Here is a 22,825-nt window from a genome sequence, read left to right on the forward strand (position 1 = left end):
AGGCATAATAAAAACATGAGAATCAATAAAAATCCTGAGCGCGCCAGCTCCCTGGCGCGCTCAGGAAAGGCGCCACAAATCCTGATCGTGGATGATGAAAAAATGCTGGCAGACCTGTTGGCACAGGCTCTTAGCGTGCAAGGCTGGGATACTTTCACCGCGAATGATGGCTTCCAGGCGGTGCAGGAAGCTCGAAAACACTGCCCTGATGCGATTGTGATGGACGTGATGATGCCGGTCATGGATGGTATTGAAGCCATGGAGAGAATCCGTAAAGACTGTCCAGATATCCCGGTATTGATGCTCACCGCCAAAGATGCTATCGCCGATAAAATCACTGGACTGCGTAGCGGGGCGGACGATTATGTCACTAAACCTTTTGATTTAACCGAAGTGGAATTGCGCCTAGAGGCACTGCTGCGCCGTAGCGGTTTCGCCGATGCCAATGACACCACCGAACAGATTTTGCGGGTGCGTGACCTGGAAATGAAGGTGGATAGCCGCCAGGTTAGTCGAGCGGGAAAGCCAATTGAGCTGACTAAAACCGAGTTCGAGCTCTGTCGGTTTCTAATGGAAAACTGTGACCGCGTAGTGAGTAAAGAACAGATTTTGGACGCGGTGTGGCATTTCGATTTTGGCGGTAAAGCCAGTGTAGTGGAGCTTTACATCTCCTATTTGCGCAAAAAGATTGATCAGGAGGCAGACCCGTTAATCGAAACCGTGCGGGCAGTTGGCTACGTGATGCGTTCGGAGAGAAAGCGTGGCTAAGGGGCAGCGGGGATTAACCAAGTTGTTACCTTCTCGCTCCCGCCGTCTTTCGCGCCGCCTACCGGTAATGGTGCTAGGGGTATGTTTCCTGGTAATTGCCGGGGTGGGAACTTTTGCGGGGCTGGCGTTGCGCGGGGCGCTCTATGAGCAACTCGACACTTCCCTTAACCAATCGGTGAATCAACTCGCCCAGATTGCTCGGGCCGGTCAGGGAAAAGAGGTTTTAGGAACCCCGTTAGGAGGGGAAGAGAAAAATACTCCGCAGACAGATTCTTCCAAGACCCCTACCGAGGACGAGGACTCGCTGAAAGCCCATACTAAGGACGAAGCAGCGAACCGTATTTCTCGCCCCAGTAAAATCCCGGATTCTATTAGGGGACAAGCTGAGGAAAAAAGATTTGAAAAACCCGAAGATCCAGGTAGAGGTCGTCCCGGTCGAGATTTTCCCGGTGTAACTGCCGGTTCATTTAGCCTGATCTATCAAGCCGGTCAGGCTACCTCTTTATTGGTCGATCCGGGATCAGCATCGCGCCAGCTTTCCAGCACCCAGGTAAGCCAAGTGTTATCCCTAACTCTCACTCGCCCTCAAAACGTTAGTCTGACGGATTTAGGGGACTATCGAGTATCGCAGCGCCAGGTCGATACCCCTGAAGGTACTGCCCGCATTGCCAGCGGGCTTCCTTTGCGGGAAGTAAACCAAACCCTACATTCGTTTATCCTGTTTTATGCTTTAGGGTCGCTCGCGGCTCTGCTAGGGGCCTACCTGTTGGCGCGATTCTTAGTCCGCCGCGAACTGCGGGATTTAACCCAGGTAGAAAAAGTGGCACGCACGGTTGAAAACGTTAATCTGGAAAGCGAAAGTCACTTACCTACCCGGGTAAGGGACGAGGTTACCAGCAAAGATTCTGAGGCCGCCCAGCTTGGGCGTTCCTTAAACCGCGCCCTCGAACATGTGGAATCCTCGCTGAAACTGCGAGAGGAAAGCGAAGCGCAACTGCGCCAATTTGTGGCTGATGCCTCCCATGAACTTCGCACCCCAGTGGCGGCAATCAGCGGTTATGCCCAATTGTTGGCGCGGCAAAACCTGGGTGAACAAGCCGGTGACGCGGTAGGGCGGATTGAGCGGGAAAGTCAGCGGCTGGCAGATTTGGTTTCGGATTTGATTTTGCTGGCACGCCTGGATGCGGGGCAAAATGCCCAGGTAGAGGAAGTTCCAATCGCGGGAGTGATAGTGGAAACTTTCACCAATATGCGTATCACTTACCCGGAGCATCATTGGGAATTGGAATTCTCGAAAGACTTAGCGGAAGTTACGGTAGTAGGCAGCGAATCCGCCCTCACCCAGATTATTTCTAATCTATTAACTAACGCCGCTCAGCACACCCCGGTCGGGACAAAAATACAGGTCAGTGCCTATCTGGTGGCAGGGGATAAACTGCAGGTACAAGTGGCAGATAACGGGCCGGGGATAGATCCGCGGATTTCCGATACGCTGTTTAATCGTTTCGTGCGGGCTGACACTGCCCGCACTCCCGGCGAATCCTCCGGGCTAGGGCTGGCAATCGTAAAAACTTTGACCGAGGCACTGGGGGGCGCCGTCACAGCCGAAAACCGAGCCCCTTCGGGAGCCGTCTTCGCCCTAACCCTGCCCCGCAGTTAGCATAAATTAGATAGCTATTGTGTATCTACTGCCTAGATAATAGAGTTGTATTAGATACATATTATTGGGTAAAGGAGAATTGATATGTCTGGTACAACCAGTTTCAGTGTGCGCATGGATAAGGATGTTAAGCAGCAAAGCGAAGATATTTTTCAAAGTCTAGGGGTTAATATGACTACCGCGATTAATATTTTTTTGCGTCAGGCTATCCAGGCGGGGGGATTTCCGTTTGAAATCCGTCAAAAATCGCCCAACTATCAAACCCAGATGGCTCTAGCAGAAGCAGAGAGATTACTAGCTGACCCGGATGCAAAACGCTATTCGGATGTCGATGAGGCGTTAAAAGAACTTAAATCATGAGCTACCAGATTCAATGGACTAGCCGGTTTAAGAAAGACTACAAGCAGGCTATTCGGCGCGGGCTGCCCATCGAGGAGCTAGATGACGTTATCCGGTTGTTAGCAGCTGGAGAAGCGCTTCCAAAAGCACTAAAGGATCACGCACTAACGGGAAACTGGTTGGGGCATCGGGAATGCCATATCCGCCCTGATTGGCTACTGATATATAAAATCAGTTCTAACCAAATTGCGCTTTTGCTAACACGAACGGGAACGCACTCGGACTTATTACAGTAGGATTATAGCCAACCGGCGGCGCTAGCGGTTTGAGCAGCCTCGATTCTGCTTTTAGCTCCCAGCTTGGTCATTGCACCGGAAATGATATTACGTACCGTACCGGGAGCTAGGAAAACTGTAGCCGCTATTTGCTCGATACTAGCCCCAGTTAAGGCACAGTTCAGAGTCTCGATTTCTCGCGGGGTTAAAGGATTAGGGCCTTGGGCTAGGGCATCGGCAGCCAATTTAGGGTCAATATGTTTAGCTCCCGCATAGATATTGCGAATAATGCTCACCAGCTGATCCGCGGGGGTGTCTTTGACAATAAAACCGCTAGCTCCTGCCGCAAGCGCCCGGCTTAAATATCCGGGACGACCAAAAGTCGTTACTATCAGCACTTTTGTGTCTGGGAAAGCCTGTTTGATTTCGCGAGTTAAATCCAGTCCGGAATCTGAGCCCATCTCAATATCTACCAACGCCACATCAACTGCCTGTCCACTATTTTGTAGGGCGTGCAGCTGCTGTAACGCTGCCTGGTTTCTGTCAGCCTGCCCTAAAACTTTGAGGTCGTCCTCTAAACTAAGCAAACTGGATAAAGCTTGTCGCACCAGGGTTTGGTCATCTACCAGCAGTAGCGAAATCATGTTCCAATTATTCCATAGCGCTAGCTGAGTAAGTACGACAAGCATTAGGCACAACAGTCGCAGTAGCGACAAATGGCTGGTTTTCGGTGAATGCCTTAAATAAACCGATCCGTAAGCTAGTGAGTATAAAGCGCAAGGAAGAATCCCTGAGGCCGTTTACGAGGATGTTTAGGGGGTAAAATCAGCTCATCTGCCCGAGTAGAAATCTCGGGGTCTATCGCTATTAGCTGCTCCCAAGCCGAGCTAAACAGGTTACCGTAAGAAATAACTGCTAGATTTTTGGCTCTGTCCTTAAGACCACAAAGACCATTACCGGTAGCATCGTTACCATTTGACTCGGCGTTATCACTATCTGAAACTAGCTCCTGGTAACCTTTACCGTTATCGATTAAACAAACGCTTTTAGCGGTGCAGAGCAGCCAGGCCTTATCGGAGCCGGAATGATGAACCAGATTAGAGATTCCCTCGCGAATCATCCAAGCAGCCAGATTCTCGATTTCGGGCTTGATAGTATCCAGGGCGCTAACAGAAAAAGTAATATTTGCTGCCTGGCAAAGTGCCCGTGCATTTTCTATTTCTTCAGCGATTACAATCTCGCGAGAAGCGCTAACCACCTGTCGCACATCCGCGAGAGCCTGTCGTGAAAGGAGCTGAACAGTGCGGAGAGCCGAGGCCGCGTCCTGATTCCTGCCTTGTTGCAAAAGCCGGGAACTGAGCTGAGCATTTAAGGAAATAGCCGTTAAGGTCTGCCCTAAAACATCATGCAAATCAGCGTTAATCCTGGCTCGCTCGCGCATTTTAGCCGCCTGTGTTTCACTAGCTGCCGCCAGCGTCCGGCGTTTTTCAGCCTCAACGGAGCTGCGACCAGCAAAGCAGGCTAAAGAAGTAAAGATAGTTATCAGCACCGCCGACCAGTTGGTTATAGAGGGAGAGATAGCTACTTGCAGCATTGTCAGCAGATAAATTATCCCTAATGCGTAATAGTCAAGACGGGCAGGTAGTAAAAATATAGCTACCGAGCAAAGATAGGAAGCTTGAAAGGCTACCGGGGCGTTAATTCCAGCTATCCACCATCCTCCCAAATAGGTGGCGATTAGCCCGGCTAGAATAGCGATATTAAGCGAGGATAAACTGCGCGGACGATAGGGGATTTGTAGCCAAGCCGCCACGTAGAAGGCGCCAAACAGCATCATCAAAAAGAAAGCGACAAGGTAACTGATTTGTGGAAATCCTGCCGACATATAGTAAAGGGGCAGAATAAGAAATAGTAGGGGAGGGAAAGCGAAAGCCCAAGAGTCCCTATTTTTTAACATATTCCCTCATTTCCACCAGTCGCTAGTCAGTTTTGCTGGCATTATCGGCGATAAAGTTCTAGGCGGTAACTACGACTTTTTTCGTTGCAGTAACGCTAACACTATTCCCAATAGCAGCACAGTCCACACTGCTATATTCAAATAGATTTTCCACCCCAAAATAGTTTGATTATTAAATGTGGCTTGTAAAAGCTGATTATATCCCCACATAGGCATAAACTCACCCAGTTTTTGGACAAACGCTCCCATCTGTTCTAAAGGAGTAAACATTCCCGAAAAAATAGCGATTAGTGACGAACCACCTCCAACTACTCCTTGCGCCGCATCTGAGGGGATGAGCAGACCTGTTAATAATCCAAATACCGCTCCAAAAAGTGTGGAAATCACTAAAACACCTAGGGATAATATTAGAGCCTTTGCGCTCATGCGTACCCCGGTAGCGAACCCGTAGCTGTAAGTAATAATGGTCATTGCCAGGCAAGAAATAGCGGTCGCGATAACTCGGCCAGTGCCATACAACCGGGAAGTTATCGGGGTGAGGGCGATTTGTCGCGTCCAGCCGGTTGCCTGTTCGGTGCCGATACGGGCAGTGATACAGGCGGCGACAAATACTACCGAGTATTGACACATATTGCACATGATGGAACCGGAAATGGTGGTTTCCCCTAAATCGATATTCGAGTATTCCTGCCCTAAACCGAAAATCGAGAAACAGGCAATCGGGATAAATGTAAACAGAATTAAAGTAGCCGGGTGCACCCAAACAAAAAAGCAACGCCGAATAATTAATCCCAGATTCCGCCAGGACTTATAGGGGGATTGACTTTTAGAGGAGGCGGGAAAATCAAGCATTTTTAACATTTTATTATCGGTTTTTAGGTTTAGAGCAAAATCATTATTTTTCGACATGGTATTTCTCTTTTTTAAGGACGAGTAGGTATTAGCAATAGGCATCTTAACGATTCGCTTCCTGGGTGATATGGGTAAAGGCTTCATCCAAGGATGCCCGGGTCAGGCTGAAATCGGCGGCTTCATCGAATTGGACGAGGGTGCGTAACGCATCATCAAGGTCAGCCCCATCTATATGGATGCGCTCGTTATCGAACCAGATATTCCAGTTTCGCCCTCCTTGAACTTTGGTGAGGGCGCGCTGAGCACCGGTGCGTGAGGGCTCCGCTAATAGGGCTGATAGGTGCGAGCGGGCCAAGGAGCGAATCTTATCGGGACTGCCGCTTGCCGCCAGCTGCCCGTGATCTAGGATGGCTATATTGTGCGCGAAATCTTCGGCTTCCGCTAAATAGTGGGTGGCGAAAACAATAGTGCGCTTCTGCTGGGCTAGGTGGTGCATAATCTGCCAAAATGCTGCTCTCGCGTTTACATCCATTCCGGTGGTGGCTTCATCAAGAATAAGTAAATCCGGATTAGGCAGGAGCGCTAAAGCAAGTTTAAGCCGTTGAACTTCTCCGCCGGAACACTTTTTTATTTTCCGTTTGGCTATTTTATTCAGGTCGCAAAGCTCCATTAATTGCTCTATTGGCAAATGTTTTGGCCAGGCTGCCGCTAGGAGTTGTAAAGCGGATTTAATCGTGAGTATTTCCGGAAAGGTACCGCTTTGCTGACTGACTCCTATCCTGCCGGAGCGAACGGCACGTAACGGATCAAAACCGAATACTTTAATGTTCCCGGATTTTGGTTTGGTAAGTCCGGTAGCTAAATCAATTAGGGTTGATTTCCCGGCTCCATTTGGTCCAAGCAGGGCGGTTACTTTTCCGGCAGGAATAGCTAAAGTTATATTGTTCAGGGCGCGGATTGCGCCAAAAGTTTGGGTCAGGTTTTCAATCGCTATTGCCGGCTTCGGGGTAGCGGAAATAAGGGATTTATTTTCTCTACTGTTCCGGGTAGTTTCGTAACTTTCTGCTATTGTGGCAGCATTTGTTAATGCTTCTTTATCCACTGCCTCTATGGAGGTAGATAGGTTGGGGTCTGTTTCTTCTTTCATACCCAAATTATCGCGGTTAATCTGCAGCTATACCATCAGGGTTTGTCACTTTTTAGAAATGATATTTGTCATTTTCCCTGCATAAGGCGAAGTGAGGCGGATTGCCTTTAGCGAGTGCGGGCACTCGCGATGGCGTGCAGGGCGATGGCGGCGGCTGTTGCCACGTTTAAGGATTCAGTCCGGCCCCACATAGGGATGGCAATAGTTTGATTACAGAGGGCGATTTCCTCGTTACTTAAACCTTGGGCTTCGTTACCCAGGCAGATAAATAGGGGAGAGGCGGTAGCGTTATTGGAGGCAGTAAAGCTGGGTAAATCGACAGTCGCTTTTCCCGCTAATCCCACTAGGCAGCCGCCGTTTTCCTCGCTCAGCCTCGCTAAATCGGCAAAAGCAGCACCGGAATAAACCGGCAAGTGGAAAAGGCTCCCGGCGCTGGCGCGAATAACTTTCGGGCTAGAAACATCAGCGCAGCCCGAAAGGGCTAAAACCCCGGCTAGGCCGCAGGCATCAGCAATCCGGATAATAGTTCCCAGGTTCCCGGGGTCTTGTACTCGTGCGCATACTGCCCAGGCGCCCTCTTTCAAAACCTCCGCGGACGGGAGTTCTTCGCGCGGGAGCGCTGAGAGGTCAGCAGTTACCGCGATACCTTGCGCCGAGGGCGCGAATAACTTCATTACCGAAGGGGCAACCGGGTGTACCCAGCGGGTAATCCCTAAAGCCGTCCTCGCTACCTGGATCGCGGGAGAGGGCGCATCGGTGCACAGATAGACATCCCGAACAGCTTCCGGGTAAAAGCGCAGCAGTTCCGCGCAAGATTGCGGTCCTTCTACCAGGAGCAGACCTTGTTTTAAACGAAAACTACGCCTAGACAGATTGACCAGAGTCCGCACCCGCTGGGAGCGAGGATTATCAATCGTGTCTAGGCGTAGATTAAGCAAAAAGCTAACTTCTGTTAGAGGCTTTAAGCAGCTGGAGCGTTTACGTCCTGGGGTAGAGCAGCTTTAGCTTTTTCTACCAGCTGATTAAAGGTGTCGATATCGTAAACCGCAAGTTCGGAAAGCATCCGGCGATCAACTTCGATTTCGGCTAGACGTAGCCCCTGGATGAAGCGGTTGTAGGTCATTCCCTGAGCGCGGCAAGCAGCGTTAATACGCTGAATCCACAGTTTGCGGAAGTCGTTCTTGCGTTTGCGGCGGTCGTTGTAGGAATAAACGCCCGAGTGTAGTAGCTGTTCTTTGGCCTTACGGTACAGGCGGGAACGCTGACCCCGGTAACCAGAGGCGCGATCCAGTACGGTGCGACGTTTCTTCTTGGCATTAACTGCTCGTTTTACGCGTGCCATATCTCTTAATCCTCTCCTTGCCTACTTGTTGCCAGCCAACAGCTTGTTGATGCGGTTAGTGTCCGCGGGTGCTACCACCTGATCACGGCTGAGACGGCGGGTCAGTTTGGAAGACTTGTGTTCTAATAGGTGGCGTTTGCCAGCCTTTTCCCGCATTAGTTTGCCACTTCCGGTTCTGCGGAAACGCTTTTTCGCACCGGAGTGCGTCTTCATCTTCGGCATCTTTTTTCCTCTCTACCGGCAAGCCGGTGGTTTTGCCTGCTTTTGTCTCTAGGACGAGCCTTATTTTTCGTTGTTAGATGCGGCTTCAGCTTCCTGAGCTTCTTTAGCTTTTCGGGCTTTGCGGGCATCTTTAAGTTGTTGCCGGTTCATAGTTTCGCCACGTTTTTGATCACGGCGGCGACGCTGATCCGACTTGGTGTGGTGTTTACGTTTAGTGGGTGCAAGCACCATAGTCATATTGCGTCCGTCCTGGCGGGGCATAGATTCCACTATGGCCATTTCGGTTACGTCTTCGGCTAAGCGTTCTAGGAGCTTAACCCCCATTTCGGGACGGGACTGTTCGCGCCCGCGAAACATAATCATGACTTTAACTTTGTCCCCGCCCTCGAGGAACCGCACTACGTGACCTTTTTTGGTCTCATAGTCGTGGTCGTCAATTTTTAGGCGGAAACGAATCTCTTTGAGCTGAGAATTTGCCTGGTTACGGCGAGCGTTACGAGCCTTTTGGGCAGCCTCATATTTGAACTTGCCATAATCCATTAACTTGCAAACTGGAGGCTTCGCCGTCGGCGCGACCTCTACTAAATCCAAACCAGCCTCGCTGGCCAGGTGTAATGCGTCCTCTATCCGGACTACCCCCACCTGTTCGCCACTGGGGCCAACTAGGCGGACTTCTTTCACCCGGATGCGGTCATTAATCCGTGTCTCGGTGCTGATAGCTGCTCCTTGCTTGAGATTTTTGGGAGCTAACCTAAAAATAAGAAAACCCCCCACTTGGCTAGTGGAGGCAGCAAAATGCGCGCGAATACGAACGCATCTGTTCTTACCCGATACCCAAAAGTATCCAGGTGGGAAAACCTCCACTTTCGTACCAGTTTCCTGGTCGGTTACTAACTAATCTAGCAGACCAGCAGGCCTTGATGAAAGCTGAGAGCACTCCGATAACCTTTGAACTTCCTCACAGCCGAGAAAGAAAATCTGATAAAAAATGTCCGTGAGCCATAGCGGATGGCTCACGGACAACTGCTGGAAACTATTGGTTAAGTAGCTTTTAACCTAGGAAGAAAGCGGAACTCCGCTTGCATCCAACGACCAGGGAGTACCGGGCTTTGCAGTCAGGATTAGAATACCTTCGATTAGTCCCCAAATGCCCGAGATAATCGCTAAGAATCCCAGAGAAAGCAGGGAAATTAGCAGCTGCGCGATAGCTTTGCCGGTATATCCAAGATAGAAATTGTGTATTCCAAGACCACCTAAGAAAATCCCCAGCAGACCGGCAGCCATCTTGGATTTTTGATCTTGATATGGCTGCGCAAACGCCCCGGGGGCGGGGTAGCCACCGTTCATATTAGGTACTGGCTGACCAGGGTAAGGCTGCTGCTGGAAGTTGCCCGGTGCCTGCGGGTAAGGCTGCTGCTGGAAGTTGCCCGGTGCCTGCGGGTAAGGGGTGTTTTGAGGGGGCAGCATAGCCATTGCCTTGCGGATTACCAGGATTATTAACCATAGGAGCGTGGTATTGATTCTCCTGAGAAGCCTGGTAGGGATTACCTGGGTTGTTTTCGTTACCAAAGTTCCCGTTGTTCATGCCTCCCTGATTTGGGGGTAGTGACTGACCAGATGGATTAGGGGAACTGGCTGGCTGGTTAGGAATATTGGAAGTCATAAGTGTCCTTTAGTTTGAGGTATTAACAACTGGGTATAAGTTTACCGGTAAAAAACTCAAGGAAGCTCGGTAATCCAGATTTTCACCCATTTGGGTATTAGCCCTTAGCCCCCTATTAGCCCTACTAGCCTGCTAATTCCAACCAAAGACGCGCTAGTAGGAAAAACGCCGCCTACTAAAAGTAGACGGCGTCCAGTTTAACCTGGGAATCTAGCGGGTTACCCGACCAGATTTTAGGCACTTGGTGCAAACATTCATGCGCTTGCGCATGCTACCAACAACGGCGCGCACGCTTTGAATGTTGGGGTTAAAACGGCGGTTCGTGCGCCGGTGGGAGTGCGAAACGCTCTTCCCGAAACCGGGACCCTTCCCACAGATGTCACAGGTGGCAGCCACGATAGTCTCCTTCAAGTATTCTTTGAGTCTGGACATAGCCGTCCAGAGTTTCACAACCCGACTAGATTAACTGATTTACTGACCAACAGCCAACTACCAGGTAGTTATTGTGCCGGGCTTCACTGAAAACTCGCTAGACTATGAGAGCGGGCATAGCAGCGCTCGCAGCTTTTGTATACCCAAGGAGGCAATAGTGGGCGAAGAACAACCCTTAGCGGATTTGTTTTCTTTCGCAGATTTCGCTCGTGCCTCACGCGCAAAACACTCAGGTGAGGTAGGAAATTCTTTCTCGTCCTCGAAACAGGAATATCTGCCCGCCCAAAGCGGGAAAACCAAAAAAGATAGCCCCGCCCAAAGCGAGAAAAAAGCCAAAACTGCCCCGCGTCCTCGCCAAAGAGAAAAAACTAAAAAAACCAGTAACAGTTATGAAACTACTGGCAGCACCGGACTATTAGATTTTGAAGTACCCACACTTCCTCCGAAAGCAGCGAAACCGAAGACAAAACGAAAACGAGAAAACGTTGCCTCGGCGCTGGAATCCACAGAACGGCTAGACCTCCTGGTGACCGGAAGAAATATTCGACGTTGGGTAAAAATGTGTGCTGAGGTGCTCCAAGCGGGGCAAAGCGCCTTAGATGCTATGGACAGACTCAGTGAGCTGGACTCTGACACCGGTTCAAATGCCTTATTTACCTGGGATAAAGTCGCCTTGACGGTGGCTTCCTTACCCGTTAGTGCCGATAGGGATGCTAAATGGGTATTGGAAGCTATCGCCGATGCCGCCTTGGCGGGAGCTAGAGGCATGATTGGGATAGTGCTGTGCGAACTAGCCGACATTGCCGCTGGAATAACCGACTCTGCCGCCCTAAATCCGGTGCAGCTGTTAAAGGTGCTACGCTCTAGCCGCGAAGTTCCAAATCGCTGCCTGCTACCAGCAGTAGAAACCTTAGATCCACCAACTCTGTCAGGATTGATAGAAGATGTAAACGCGGAACTAGACACTCAACCGAAACAAATGTCGATTGAAGACATCCTCTCACGTGCATGGCTATCCAGTCAGGTGGCGCTAGTAGAGGGAGCCGAAGAAAATCATGGGCGTCCCGATGCGAGAGCAGCGGTATTGATGCTGTTAATCGCGGCAATGGTGGAAACCTACGCCCTAGAGAATCACCAAGAAGCCGGGGCGGTAAACACCAGTTTACAAATGATTAGCGATATGGTGCCCGCCTCTAATCAGCGCCTAGCGGCGGTTTCGCGTCTTAACTCCCTGGTACTTACCTGGCGTGGGCAAGCCGATAATCCCCGATTTGAACAGCTGCGAACCCAGCTAGAAGAAAACGGGGTATACGGGGCTATGACTGGTCGCGCCGATATGCTCGGGATAGGTTCCAGAATGCTGCTGGTGCGTACGCGACATCCCCGGCGGGTAATTGAACTTTTACCAGATAAAACGGGAATGATTTTGACCAGACCGCCGCTGCCGGTAACCTCAGAAAATCCCACTAACTCCAATTTGGTCAGTCTCGATTCCTCACGGGAAATCCGTCCGGTTAGACCGGCTGTTTTAGCCTATACTTCCTCGCCGGGATTAGTTGGGGACCTTGCCAACCTGGGGGCGGTCGTGGTGCTATCTCGCCAGGGAATTCCGCTAGAAGTGTTGCCGGTAATCGCGGAAATGGAACAAGAGGTAGTCTCAGTGCTGCCCTGTAATCAACTGGCGGCAGCAGAGCTTGCCAATCTGGTAAGACCAGCCAAAGATAAAGGAATTGAACTTTTGGTCGCACCAACCCAAGATGACCTGCAAGTTCTAGAGGTTACTCGCGCATTGACACAAGTGGTATCTTCGGCTATCGAACCGCCAGAATTGCTGCAATTGCAGCGTAGCCGGGCTTTCGATGCCTTAGCAACTCAGCGCACCTGGAGTGTTGATTCTAAAACCCCGTTTGAACTGCTATCTTCTGCCGTTACCCCCACAGATATTCAAGCGCGAATCCTTATCGGCAGCGGAGAAGATCCTGACATTATTTCCCGGGTACAAACCGCTTTTTCCCAGGGCTCTCCGGGAATACGCATCGAGCTGATTAGCGGCGGGCAAAGCGGAGCCACTTTAGTGGGGGTACTTTCGCAGTGAATAGAGACACTTCCCTAGGGGGAGGGGAACCCCTAAAGAAAATTCTAGGACGAGTAGCGGGAAAACTCGATAGCAAATTCGGGTTAAAAACTACTATTGACCTCCTATATTTCTTTCCGCGCCGCTATCATCAACTAGGTGAGCTCACGCCATTTGCGCAGCTAACTATCGGGGAAGAACAATCAGTGATTGCTCAAATCGTAGACTCTAGCCGGCGGCGTACCCACGGTGGAAAATGGATGCTTTCCCTAAAACTCAGTGACGGTAACAACCGGATGGATGCGGTATTTTGGGCAAAAAACCAGTATTTAATCAACTGGATGTCTGCGCAAATGCAGGTGGGGCAAACTAAACTATTCTCCGGCCGACCCAGCCTTTATCGAGGTAGGCTGCAACTTTCTCACCCCTCCTATCAGGAAGTCGATGATGAGAATTTGGACGTGGGCAATAACCAGCAGGTTCAAGCACAAGCTATGCGTCCAGAACCGATATATCCCGCGAAAGTGGGACTGCCCACTTGGACCACCCAAAAGGCAATCGCGGTGCTGCTTGATGAGCTAAAAACAATTCCCTTACCAGATCCGCTCCCCGAGGACATTAGTCAAAAGCGGGGGCTATTAGAGCTAAACGAGGCTTTTGAAAAGATTCATCGCCCCCAATCACGCAAAGATTTCGCGCAGGCACAAGCACGTTTTAGGTACGAGGAAGCCTTTATTTTGCAGGTGGCACTGGCTCAGCGTCGGGCGGAATTATCCGAGGACGCACCCTGCCTTAAAAAAATACCTGGCGGCTTCAGCGACCGGGTAGCAAGTTCACTACCCTTCACCCTGACCGCTTTCCAAAGCGAAGTCTTGGACGATATTTCGCAGCGACTTTCTTCCCCGCGCCCTATGAATCTGCTGTTACAAGGAGACGTGGGATCCGGTAAAACCGTAGTGTCGCTGCTAGCAATGCTGCGGGCATTAGATTGTGGGCGGCAAGCCATTTTTATGGCTCCCACCGAAGTTTTGGTGCATCAACATTTTTCTACCCTGTGCGCTCTGTTAGGGGATTTGGCGCAACCGGGTGGGTTTAACCTGCGCGGAGGGGAGGGCATACCTATCTATCGGCTTTCTTCTTCTCTTCCTAGCGGCGAAAAGCAGCGGACTTTAGCGGCTTTAAATCAGGGGCAGGCTGGTATTTTTGTCGGTACTCATTCCCTGCTCTCTAATCAGGTAGCCCCGACTTGCCCCGGAATAGTAGTTATTGATGAACAACACAAATTTGGGGTCAAGCAACGAGACAGGCTGCGGCAAAACGAAACTGGCACTGCTCATCTGTTGGTAATGACCGCAACCCCGATACCGCGCTCAGTTGCTATGACTTCTTTTGGTGACCTCGACCTACTCACCCTCAAAGGTCTGCCACCTGGGCGCGCAAAAGTGGAATCTTATCGAGTGAACAGCGCTAATCAATCTTGGACGCAGCGCACCTGGCAACGCGCCAAAGAAGAAATCATGGCAGGTCATCGCGTATTTGTGGTGTGTCCCGCGATTAATCCGGGAACCGAAGAGACAGAAAACGGTTCCGATAACGAGGACGAGAGGGGAAATGTAACCTGCCTAAAAGGGGCGCGAACAGCAGGTTCCGGGCAGAACTGGGGTGAATCCCGGGTTCAAAACGAGAATAGAAAAATAGCTAACGTCAGTGAAACGGCTGCTCAGCTCAAAAACCTGCCCGCTTTAGCGGGCGTAAGAATCGGAGTATTGCATGGGCAAATGAGCGCGGAAGAAAAAGACCGCGCCATGGCAGATTTTATAAGCGGAACAACCCCACTACTGGTAGCTACCACGGTGATTGAAGTGGGAGTTGATGTTCCCGAAGCCACGATGATGGTGATTCTTGATGCTGACCGTTTCGGGATTGCGCAACTACATCAGCTGCGCGGACGTATCGGGAGAGGCAAACATGGGGGAGTGTGTCTAGTGTGGTCAGGAGTCGAAGCTCAAAGTCCGGCAGGCCGTCGCCTAGAAGCATTTGTAAACACTACCGATGGTTTTGAACTTGCCGCGATTGACCTGCGTTTACGAGAAAGTGGGAACATTCTGGGGCAAAACCAGTCGGGACGTTCCTCCTCGTTAAAAATTCTTGATTTGCTAGCGGATGAGAAAGTAATCTCCCAGGCGCAAAAAGACGCGAAAAGTCTGATAGCGGGCGATTCTCAGCTACGGAAACATCCCTATTTACAAGCGGCAATTAGCAGACGCATCAGTGAAGAAGAGCAAGAATATCTAGAGCGCGGATAGATGTAAACGCTGGTAATGCCGTAGTTTCTAGCTTGATACTTTGCTCGGGTTAGACTGACATCATGATGAGAATAATAGCGGGCACTGCTAGGGGGACTCATTTAAGTGTTCCCTCCCGCGGTACGCGTCCTACCCAAGACCGGGTTCGAGAGGCAGTTTTTTCCGCCCTGCAAGCCCGAGGAGCTGTGGAAAATGCCTGCGTTCTCGACCTTTTCGCCGGTTCCGGAGCCTACGGGTTTGAAACCCTGTCCCGAGGCGCCTTAAGTCTCGACCTAGTTGATCAATCTCAAGAAGCAGCCAAAGCCATCAGAAAGAACCTGGCAGCCAATCCAGTTTTCAAAGAAGCCAAACTGTATGTGCAGCCAGCACTAGCTTTCCTAGCCTCTCGATGGGTGGGAGCCAACCCTAATCCCCAGTGGGAACTGGTATTTATTGACCCGCCCTACGCTATGGAAAATGCGGAAATCCTGAAAACCCTCAGCAATCTGCACCCGCTATGCGACCCGGACGCCTGGATAGTGGTAGAGCGCTCCGCCCGTGATGAAGCCCCGGAATGGGACAGGGAATTTTGGGAAGAACAATCCCAAAAAATCTATGGAGAAAGCATTATCTATTTCCTGCGTCCAGCCCTAAAAGATGTCCCGGAAAACGCTACAAATCTTCAAGAAGAAAAATAGTTTACGTCCTCTTCCGCGTGGGACAGCGCATTAAGTGGCAGCTTGCGGGTATTTTGTAGCTATGAGTACTGTTGTGTGTGTCGGCTCTTACGACCCTCTAACCTATGGTCATCTAGATGTTATCGACCGCGCAGCCCATCTTTTTGACCGGGTAATCGTGGCAGTAGCGAAAAACTCAAAGAAAAACTATCTATTTGACGTAGCCGAGCGGGCTACATTTATCACGGAAGCAACCGAAACTCTAGCTAATGTCCAGGTAGTTACTTGGGCGGGGCTAGCTTGCGATTTAGCTGCCCGCTATCAGGCGAAAGCCCTGGTAAAAGGAATACGGAACTCAACAGATACCGACAGTGAATTGACCCAGGCTTTCGCGAATCGACAACTATCTGGCATTGACACAGTTTTAATTCCGACTTCCCCCGAAAACGCTTTGATTTCTTCCTCAGTAGTTAAAGAAATCGCAGCTTACGGCGGAGACGTATCCGGATTTGTTCCCCCACAGGTAGCTCAAGCCCTACAAAAAGCATTTGCTGCGTCCTCGGAAAATAATCCAAGCTCAAACCCAAGTTTACCTCTATAAACAGAAAGGATAATCATGGCTCCCCAGGAAGAAGCCCAGTATGCACCCTCAGATGTAATCGCGGTATTAAACCGTCTGAGCGAAATGATTGAACAGGGGCGTGGTGTTCCCTTCTCAGCTTCGGTGATGATTAACCAGGCAGAGGGAGTGGAGCTGCTAGATAACGCTCGCGCCGCCCTACCCGCTGACCTGGTGAACGCGGACAGAATTGTGGCTGATGCTAACAAGGTTTTGGACGCTGCCGATGAGGAAGCAGCGCAAACTATATCCGATGCTCGCGTTGAAGCAGAACAGGTAACTCGGGAAGCTGAAGAAGAAGCTCATAACACGGTTACGCAAGCAAATGCGCAAGCCGAACAGACAATTGCAGAGGCGAATCAACGGGCAGAGTCCACGATAAACCATGCTGATGCGCAAGCCGAAGAAACCATTGCCCAAGCTAATCAGCGGGCTGATCAGATACTTCAAGAGGCACGCCAGCGTGCAGACCAGCTAGTTTCTCAAGAAAACATCTATAGAGAAGCGCAGCAAGCAGCAAGGCAAACCGTTCAAGAGGCACGCCAGCAAGCCAGCGACTTTATGAACCAATCAGACCAATATGTAAATGAATCATTGGCACAGCTTGAAGAGCTGCTCGGAGGGATTGCGGAACAAACACGCCAAGGGCGCGCCCAGTTTTCTCGCCAAGAACGTCCTCAGTTCTAAACTGCCCAGCCTTGGCTGCTGGCGTTAAAAGACAATAGCGCCTAGGCTATGGGGAGTGAGAAAAGAAAATAAAGCCGTAATTCCTTTGGAATTAACCGGGCTAGGTTCTGCTGAGGGAGACAGTAAAAGCTGGCAGGTAACAGTAGACATTCCTGCCGCTATCGGCACCGAAAATATGGCGGTTCGCGCCGGGCAATCACTGGAATTAGACCTGTTGGCGGTAGCTATTTCGGAGGGAGTTTCCCTCAGCGTTAGCGGTAGCGGTAGAGCTGAAGGTCAATGCGTACGCTGTTTGACGCCGGTAGAAAAGTCCCTGGAGTTTTCTCTAACCCGCATCTACTACTATCCCGATGTGTTAGCGCGCCTCCTCAATGAGGTGAGTGACGACTCAAGCGTGTATGATGAGTTAGACGATGCCTATCAAGTTCGCTCTGATTCTCGCATAGACTTAGAACCACTTTTGATAGACGCAATCGTTCCACAAATTCCCTATTCGGTGCTCTGCACCCCAGACTGTCTGGGACTTTGCCCTGAATGCGGAATTTCGTTAGCCGCCGCTGAAGAAGATCACCACCACGAGGTGATAGATTCACGCTGGTCAGCGCTAGCAGGGATATTTGATGAGCAGGGAAAGAAGAAAGAATGAACCGCGGTTCGCAAGATTTAGCGAAACTGCTATCTAAATGGGGGATAGAACTAGACCCCGAAATGGTAGTGCTGGCTTTAACCCACCGCTCTTTTGCACACGAACAAGACGGGCTACCCACAAATGAGCGTCTCGAATTCCTAGGAGACGCGGTTCTGCAACTGATAGTTACCGAACGCCTCTACCGTTCCTATCCCTCTCACCCCGAAGGGCATTTAGCCAAAATGCGCTCGGCCACCGTCTCCCAAGAACCATTAGCGTCCGTAGCTAGAAACATCGGATTAGGGGACTACATTTTATTAGGACGCGGCGAGGAAAAAACCGGAGGACGAGAAAAAGACTCCATCCTCTCTGACACGGTAGAAGCCCTAATCGGAGCCACCTATCTTTGCCACGGTCTGGAAGCTACCCGTGAAGTTGTAGAAAACCTGTTAAAAGATTTGCTTGACCACGCCCTAGAACGCGGTGCCGGAATGGATTGGAAAACAACTTTACAAGAACTAACCGGGCAGCTAGGAGTGCATTCCGTAGAATTTACAGTCACAGGAACCGGGCCAGACCACAACCGCCGCTACAGTGCGCGAGCGATACTCGGCGAACGGGAAATAGGATTTGGAAAAGGACGGTCAAAGAAAGTGGCAGAACACGAAGCTGCCAGGCAAGCGGTCATGAACCTAAGAGACGAACACGGAATCACAACGCCACTAGGTTTTTAACCATTGACTTTAATATTTTGAGATCAAAAGACGACACTAAGGTTGAGGGGAATCAAAAATGCCAGAATTACCAGAAGTTGAGGTTGTGCGTCGCGGCATAGAAAAACAACTAATCGGAGCGCAAATAAAAAACGTTAAAGTACTATTTCCCGGATCTTTGCGCGGACAGGAACCGAAACGTTTCATAGAAGCCCTGGAAGGATGGAGTATTACTCACGCCGTGCGGCGCGGGAAGTTTATCTGGTTGCTAGGCAAAGATAATACCGGGGAACAAACCCAGTATTCGCTGGTAATTCATCTCGGGATGTCCGGGCAGATTCTTATTAACCAACCAGGAATCGATATCTCCTCAAAAAATCGCGCACACCTGCGGGTAGCGATAGAGCTAGTCGATGGACGCAAAGTTAATTTCGTAGACCAACGGACATTCGGACGGATGCTGGTTGAACCGCTAGTAGAAACCAAGGACAAGAAACCTGCCGGTTGGGGTGCTAACTCCTGCTTGATTCCCCGGCGGGTAGAACAAAACGTGGCTCGAGATGTGCTTGATCCGGGAGTAGACTGCCAAAAAATTATTGACACCGTTCAAAAACGCAAGAGCTCCATCAAACACTCCCTACTAGACCAAAAACTGGTTTCCGGAATCGGTAATATTTATGCAGATGAAGCTCTATTTGCTGCCAAGATGAGCCCCGCACAAAGCGCTAATTCCCTTCCCGCAGAGCGAATCAAGGAAGTATTTAGATGTGCAGGTGAAATCATGAAAGCTGCCATCAAACAAGGCGGTACATCTTTCGATGAGCTATACGTAGATACCAGCGGCAACCCTGGCTATTTCGAGCAGGAACTAATGGTGTATGGGCGAGGCGGAGAACCCTGCAAAATCTGTGGCGCGACCCTAGAAAAGTTGCAGCAATCAGGGCGCAATGCCACCTACTGCCCCAAATGTCAGCCCCTAGATAACTAGGTATAGTTTTCTGAAGGATATATATTTTGGTGGCAACGCCCAGCAGAGCAAACTATTGTAAAAATAGTATTTATCTACTACCGCGATTAGATAGAATCAAAAAATGAGCATCCAACAGTCAAGGACGGAGGAACACCCCACCCGGGTGATGATAATTGACGACCACGAAATCGTGCGGCGAGGCATTGCTGACATAGTGGATCGAACCGTGGGAATGGAGGTTGTGGCAGAAGCTGGAACCGTTGAAGACGCGGTTCGTCGCGCCGAACTGGTTCACCCCGACGTGGTGCTGGTAGATTTACAAATGCCTGATGGAACCGGTATTGACGTCATGAAACAGTTGCGTGAGGTTTCACCCAAATCATTGGCTATTGTGCTCACTAGCTTTGACGATGATGATGCTTTAGCAGAATCCCTACAGGCAGGGGCAAAAGCCTATGTGTTGAAAACCGTGCGGGGAGCAGAAATAACCGATGTTATCCGAGCAGTCGAAGGAGGACGGGTACTGCTGGATGAACGCACAGTTACCCGCCGACGCGCCGGAAATGAAGACCCCACCGCTAATCTGACTCCCGCCGAGCGCAAAGTGTTAAACCTAATCGGTGAGGGGTTATCTAATCGTGAAATCGGCGAGAAACTCGGGGTAGCGGAAAAGACTGTTAAAAACCATATCACTTCGTTACTGGCAAAAATGGGGTTGCAGCGGCGCACGCAGGTTGCTGCGTGGGTTGCCAGTCAGCGCAGTGCCGGTTGGCGTCATCAGTCATAACTGCCCGCGCATTACTTCCGCCCCGGCAGTCCCCGCTTTACTTCCATATCTTTTACCGGCCGCGTCTCTTGGGTGCCTGGAAGTTGTGGGTGCGGGGGGTGATTGTTTCCCGTGTCGGGGCTGGGGGCGGGGGAAAGTTTGTCCTCCTGCCCAAGAATTTGGAAAACGTGGCGGCGTTTTCCGAATTCTTATGCCCACCGCACCTACTCGGATCAAACTTTCCCCCGCCCTTCTGCCAATACTCCCGTATCTTTTACCGGCCGCGCCCCTTGATGTTCCGAAATCCTATCCCTCGGCATAAAACTGCTCTCCGCACTTCCAGTACTTAAACCCATATCTTTTACCCGCCGCGCCCTTTTGGGTGACGTTTTTACCCTCCCGGTGCGGTTGCGCCCTCCCGAGATGGGAATTGTGGTCGGAATTGGGTCGTTTTGCCCGGATTGGGAGGGTGCTTTTGTCTTGGGAGGGTGAAAATGTTGCTCAGGTGAGCGTGATTGTCTGAAAGATGTCGTGGTGTGGGGCTGGCTCGGTAAAAGCACTCCGGGGACCCCGTGACCTGCTGCGCAGGTCAAGCCCCGTTCGTATCTTTTACCGGTCGCGCCCCTTGCGTGTTTGGAAGCTGTGGATGCAGGAGGACAAACTTTCCCCCTGCTTTTCCTGTCATTACTTCCGCATATTTACCCGCCGCGCCCTTTTTTGGTGACGTTTTCGCCCTCCCGGTGCAGTTGCGCCCTCCCGAGATGGGAATTGTGGTCGTTATTGGGGCGTTTTGCCGTTATTGGGAGGGTGTTTTTGTCTTGGGAGGGTGGAAATGTTGCCTTGGTGGGCGTGATTGTCTGAAAGATGTCGTGGTGTGGGGTTGGCTCGGTAAAAGCACTCCGGGGACCCCGTGACCGGCTTCGCCGGTCAAGCCCCTCTCGTATCTTTTACCGGCCGCGCCCCTTGCCTGTCTGAAAACTGTGGGGGCGGGGGAAAGTTTGTCCTTCTGCCCAAGACTTTGGAAAACGTGGCGGCGTTTTCCGAATTCTTATGCCCACCGCACCTACTCGGATCAAACTTTCCCCCGCCCTTCTTGTCAGTCCTTCCGCTTCTCTCGCCGGTCGCGCCCCTTCTTTTGGTGACGTTTTCGCCCTCCGGGTGCGGTTGCGCCCTCCCGAGATGGGAATTGTGGTCGTTATTGGGGCGTTTTGCCGGTATTGGGAGGGTGGTTTTGTCTCGGGAGGGTGAAAACGGCGCGTATGCCTGAAATCGGGAGGGTGGTTTTGTCTTGGGAGGGCGAAAATGTTGCTCAGGTGAGCGTGATTGTCTGGTTATATGCCTGGAAGTTGTGGGTGCGGGGGTTGGTTGTCTCCTGTGTCGGGGCTGGCTCGGTAAAAGCACTCCGGGATTCTGTTACCGGCTTTGTTGGGGTGTTGCGGGGAGGAGGATTTTGCCTCGCGCCCCGAAATCCGTAAAAATGCTTTCGCATTTTTACGGATTTAACGCCTTAAGAATTACAGATTTTTAGATTTGTTACCGGGTATCCGATTCTATGGAATCTTGGTGGCTAGGGTGTCTACCCCTCGGCATAAATCCTCCACCCCGCCCACTCGGACTGAACTTTCCCCTGCTTTTCCTGTTATTACTCCCATTTTTTGCCGGTCGCGCCCCTTGTGTTGTGAAATCCTGTCCTTCGGCATAAAACCGCTCCCCGCACTTCCTGTAGCTAATCAGGGAGGGCAGAAAACTAGGCGTTGATGCGAGAAATGGCAGCTAGCTTGATTTCTTTCCCAGCACGGGGCAATGCCTCAACGCGACCTGACTGAGAGTTACGGCGGAAGATAACATCCGAAACCCCTGATAGTTCAACCGCAGTAACTACTACCGGCTCTGCGAAATAACCCTCGGCAGAGGGGGCAACCCCGGCATGAGGGAGCACCGAAACCTTCGTGCCAGCAGTCAAAATTAGACCCGGCTCAACCACACAGTCATCTCCCAAAGCAATACCGAGTCCCGAATTAGCACCCAACAAACACCGTTTACCTAAGGAAATCTGTTTACCACTTTCACCAGGAATAGTGGTTTCAGTAGCGGCTCCGCCACCTATGTCGGAGCCATCACCAATGACAACTCCCTGAGCAACCCGACCCTCAATTAGGCAAGCCCCCAAAGTGCCGGCATTAAAATTCACAAACCCGGCATGCATAACCGTAGTGCCCGGTGCCAAATATGCACCTAAACGGACTTTCGCGCCATCGGCAATACGTACCCCCGAGGGAATAATATAGTTCACCATCGGTGGAAACTTATCCACGCTGAGTAAGTGAATAGGATGTCCGTACTGCAAACGCATACGCATCCGGGTTTCCTCAAAGTCTTCAATCGAGCAAGGGCCTTCCGTAGTCCACGCCACCGTTGGCAGACGAGCAAAAATACCATCTAGGTTGATGGTGTTCGGTTTCGCTAAACGATGCGACAGTAAGTGCAGACGCAGATAAGCATCGGCAGTAGAACGGGCAGACTCATCCAAATCAATAGTTACCACGGTGACGGTACGGCTGACGCCTCGCCCCTCATCACGCCCCTCAATTTGGCTGAGTTTAGCTATTAAATCATCATCGATAGGTTGAGGTTCCTCGCCTAGATAAGGACGCGGATACCATACATCCAAGGTTTGCCCGTTTTCGCTGACGGTAGCGAGCCCTACTCCGCGTGCTTTTCGTTCATTCATAACTTAACCTTATCCTTT

General features: G+C 50.9%; 26 protein-coding genes. 14 read left to right on the forward strand and 12 right to left on the reverse strand.

What is annotated here, in order from left to right:
* Positions 1–15: 15 nt before the first annotated feature.
* The 4 genes from PG728_RS01680 to PG728_RS01695 all read left to right on the forward strand — a co-directional run bounded on the left by PG728_RS01680 (position 16) and on the right by PG728_RS01695 (position 3,063).
* Positions 16–768 carry a response regulator transcription factor gene (locus tag PG728_RS01680; protein WP_270625399.1) on the forward strand — a complete coding sequence of 251 codons (753 nt, stop codon included), beginning with the start codon at positions 16–18 and terminating at the stop codon, positions 766–768.
* Positions 761–2,428, forward strand: a complete 1,668-nt coding sequence (locus tag PG728_RS01685) for a sensor histidine kinase (protein WP_270625401.1) — start codon at positions 761–763, stop codon at positions 2,426–2,428. Before PG728_RS01680 ends, PG728_RS01685 begins: the two co-directional genes overlap by 8 nt.
* A gap of 84 nt (positions 2,429–2,512) precedes the next feature.
* Entirely contained in the window at positions 2,513–2,788 is a 276-nt protein-coding gene (locus PG728_RS01690) for a type II toxin-antitoxin system RelB/DinJ family antitoxin (protein WP_270625403.1), read from the forward strand.
* A complete protein-coding gene (locus tag PG728_RS01695) occupies positions 2,785–3,063 on the forward strand; it encodes a type II toxin-antitoxin system YafQ family toxin (protein WP_270625404.1) in 279 nt (92 codons plus the stop codon). Before PG728_RS01690 ends, PG728_RS01695 begins: the two co-directional genes overlap by 4 nt.
* Positions 3,064–3,065: 2 nt before the next feature.
* Here PG728_RS01695 and PG728_RS01700 read toward each other — a convergent pair whose 3' ends face one another.
* The 11 genes from PG728_RS01700 to rpmB form a co-directional block, all read right to left on the reverse strand.
* The gene (locus tag PG728_RS01700; RefSeq protein ID WP_270625406.1) at positions 3,066–3,686 is read right to left on the reverse strand and encodes a response regulator transcription factor; all 621 of its coding nucleotides are present in this window, start codon (positions 3,684–3,686) and stop codon (positions 3,066–3,068) included.
* 116 nt (positions 3,687–3,802) lie between these two features.
* The gene (locus PG728_RS01705; RefSeq protein ID WP_270625408.1) at positions 3,803–4,999 is read right to left on the reverse strand and encodes a sensor histidine kinase; all 1,197 of its coding nucleotides are present in this window, start codon (positions 4,997–4,999) and stop codon (positions 3,803–3,805) included.
* Positions 5,000–5,068: 69 nt separating this feature from the next.
* On the reverse strand, positions 5,069–5,953 hold the full coding sequence (locus tag PG728_RS01710; RefSeq protein WP_072509279.1) for an ABC transporter permease: 885 nt from the start codon (positions 5,951–5,953) through the stop codon (positions 5,069–5,071).
* Position 5,954: 1 nt separating this feature from the next.
* Positions 5,955–6,998 carry an ABC transporter ATP-binding protein gene (locus tag PG728_RS01715; protein WP_270625410.1) on the reverse strand — a complete coding sequence of 348 codons (1,044 nt, stop codon included), beginning with the start codon at positions 6,996–6,998 and terminating at the stop codon, positions 5,955–5,957.
* 107 nt (positions 6,999–7,105) lie between these two features.
* Positions 7,106–7,936, reverse strand: coding sequence for a TrmH family RNA methyltransferase (locus PG728_RS01720; protein ID WP_270625412.1), 831 nt, complete (start codon positions 7,934–7,936; stop codon positions 7,106–7,108).
* Between the two features lie 23 nt (positions 7,937–7,959).
* The gene (gene rplT, locus PG728_RS01725; protein ID WP_072509281.1) at positions 7,960–8,340 is read right to left on the reverse strand and encodes a 50S ribosomal protein L20; all 381 of its coding nucleotides are present in this window, start codon (positions 8,338–8,340) and stop codon (positions 7,960–7,962) included.
* A 21-nt stretch (positions 8,341–8,361) separates the two neighbouring features.
* Positions 8,362–8,562 (reverse strand): 50S ribosomal protein L35, encoded by a 201-nt coding sequence (gene rpmI, locus PG728_RS01730; protein WP_072509282.1) that lies wholly within the window; start codon positions 8,560–8,562, stop codon positions 8,362–8,364.
* A gap of 60 nt (positions 8,563–8,622) precedes the next feature.
* Positions 8,623–9,336, reverse strand: a complete 714-nt coding sequence (gene infC / locus PG728_RS01735; protein ID WP_270625414.1) for a translation initiation factor IF-3 — start codon at positions 9,334–9,336, stop codon at positions 8,623–8,625.
* 282 nt (positions 9,337–9,618) lie between these two features.
* The gene (locus tag PG728_RS01740) at positions 9,619–9,909 is read right to left on the reverse strand and encodes an NINE protein (protein ID WP_270625416.1); all 291 of its coding nucleotides are present in this window, start codon (positions 9,907–9,909) and stop codon (positions 9,619–9,621) included.
* 1 nt (position 9,910) lies between these two features.
* A complete protein-coding gene (locus PG728_RS01745; protein ID WP_270625418.1) occupies positions 9,911–10,225 on the reverse strand; it encodes a hypothetical protein in 315 nt (104 codons plus the stop codon).
* A 210-nt stretch (positions 10,226–10,435) separates the two neighbouring features.
* Positions 10,436–10,621 (reverse strand): 50S ribosomal protein L28, encoded by a 186-nt coding sequence (gene rpmB / locus PG728_RS01750; protein WP_072509285.1) that lies wholly within the window; start codon positions 10,619–10,621, stop codon positions 10,436–10,438.
* A gap of 193 nt (positions 10,622–10,814) precedes the next feature.
* Here rpmB and PG728_RS01755 point away from each other — a divergent pair, with 193 nt between their 5' ends.
* The 10 genes from PG728_RS01755 to PG728_RS01800 all read left to right on the forward strand — a co-directional run bounded on the left by PG728_RS01755 (position 10,815) and on the right by PG728_RS01800 (position 21,551).
* On the forward strand, positions 10,815–12,752 hold the full coding sequence (locus tag PG728_RS01755) for a hypothetical protein (RefSeq protein WP_270625420.1): 1,938 nt from the start codon (positions 10,815–10,817) through the stop codon (positions 12,750–12,752).
* Complete coding sequence (locus PG728_RS01760) at positions 12,749–15,037, forward strand: ATP-dependent DNA helicase RecG (RefSeq protein ID WP_270625422.1); 2,289 nt, start codon at positions 12,749–12,751, stop codon at positions 15,035–15,037. Before PG728_RS01755 ends, PG728_RS01760 begins: the two co-directional genes overlap by 4 nt.
* 62 nt (positions 15,038–15,099) lie before the next feature.
* Positions 15,100–15,714: a 16S rRNA (guanine(966)-N(2))-methyltransferase RsmD gene (gene rsmD / locus PG728_RS01765; protein WP_072509288.1), complete on the forward strand. Its 615-nt coding sequence runs from the start codon at positions 15,100–15,102 to the stop codon at positions 15,712–15,714.
* A 61-nt stretch (positions 15,715–15,775) separates the two neighbouring features.
* Positions 15,776–16,294, forward strand: a complete 519-nt coding sequence (gene coaD, locus PG728_RS01770; protein ID WP_072509289.1) for a pantetheine-phosphate adenylyltransferase — start codon at positions 15,776–15,778, stop codon at positions 16,292–16,294.
* Between the two features lie 15 nt (positions 16,295–16,309).
* Positions 16,310–16,999, forward strand: a complete 690-nt coding sequence (locus PG728_RS01775) for a hypothetical protein (protein WP_072509290.1) — start codon at positions 16,310–16,312, stop codon at positions 16,997–16,999.
* A 55-nt stretch (positions 17,000–17,054) separates the two neighbouring features.
* A complete protein-coding gene (locus tag PG728_RS01780) occupies positions 17,055–17,645 on the forward strand; it encodes a YceD family protein (protein WP_270625426.1) in 591 nt (196 codons plus the stop codon).
* On the forward strand, positions 17,642–18,361 hold the full coding sequence (gene rnc, locus PG728_RS01785; protein ID WP_270625427.1) for a ribonuclease III: 720 nt from the start codon (positions 17,642–17,644) through the stop codon (positions 18,359–18,361). Before PG728_RS01780 ends, rnc begins: the two co-directional genes overlap by 4 nt.
* 58 nt (positions 18,362–18,419) lie before the next feature.
* Positions 18,420–19,328, forward strand: a complete 909-nt coding sequence (gene mutM, locus PG728_RS01790; RefSeq protein ID WP_072509293.1) for a bifunctional DNA-formamidopyrimidine glycosylase/DNA-(apurinic or apyrimidinic site) lyase — start codon at positions 18,420–18,422, stop codon at positions 19,326–19,328.
* A gap of 148 nt (positions 19,329–19,476) precedes the next feature.
* On the forward strand, positions 19,477–20,097 hold the full coding sequence (locus PG728_RS01795) for a response regulator (protein ID WP_072509294.1): 621 nt from the start codon (positions 19,477–19,479) through the stop codon (positions 20,095–20,097).
* A gap of 1,223 nt (positions 20,098–21,320) precedes the next feature.
* Complete coding sequence (locus PG728_RS01800; RefSeq protein WP_270625430.1) at positions 21,321–21,551, forward strand: hypothetical protein; 231 nt, start codon at positions 21,321–21,323, stop codon at positions 21,549–21,551.
* A 272-nt stretch (positions 21,552–21,823) separates the two neighbouring features.
* Here PG728_RS01800 and PG728_RS01805 read toward each other — a convergent pair whose 3' ends face one another.
* Positions 21,824–22,807, reverse strand: coding sequence for a DapH/DapD/GlmU-related protein (locus PG728_RS01805; protein ID WP_072509296.1), 984 nt, complete (start codon positions 22,805–22,807; stop codon positions 21,824–21,826).
* Positions 22,808–22,825: the final 18 nt, after the last annotated feature.

The organism is Varibaculum timonense (genome assembly GCF_027694345.1).
Taxonomy (GTDB): domain Bacteria; phylum Actinomycetota; class Actinomycetes; order Actinomycetales; family Actinomycetaceae; genus Varibaculum; species Varibaculum timonense_A.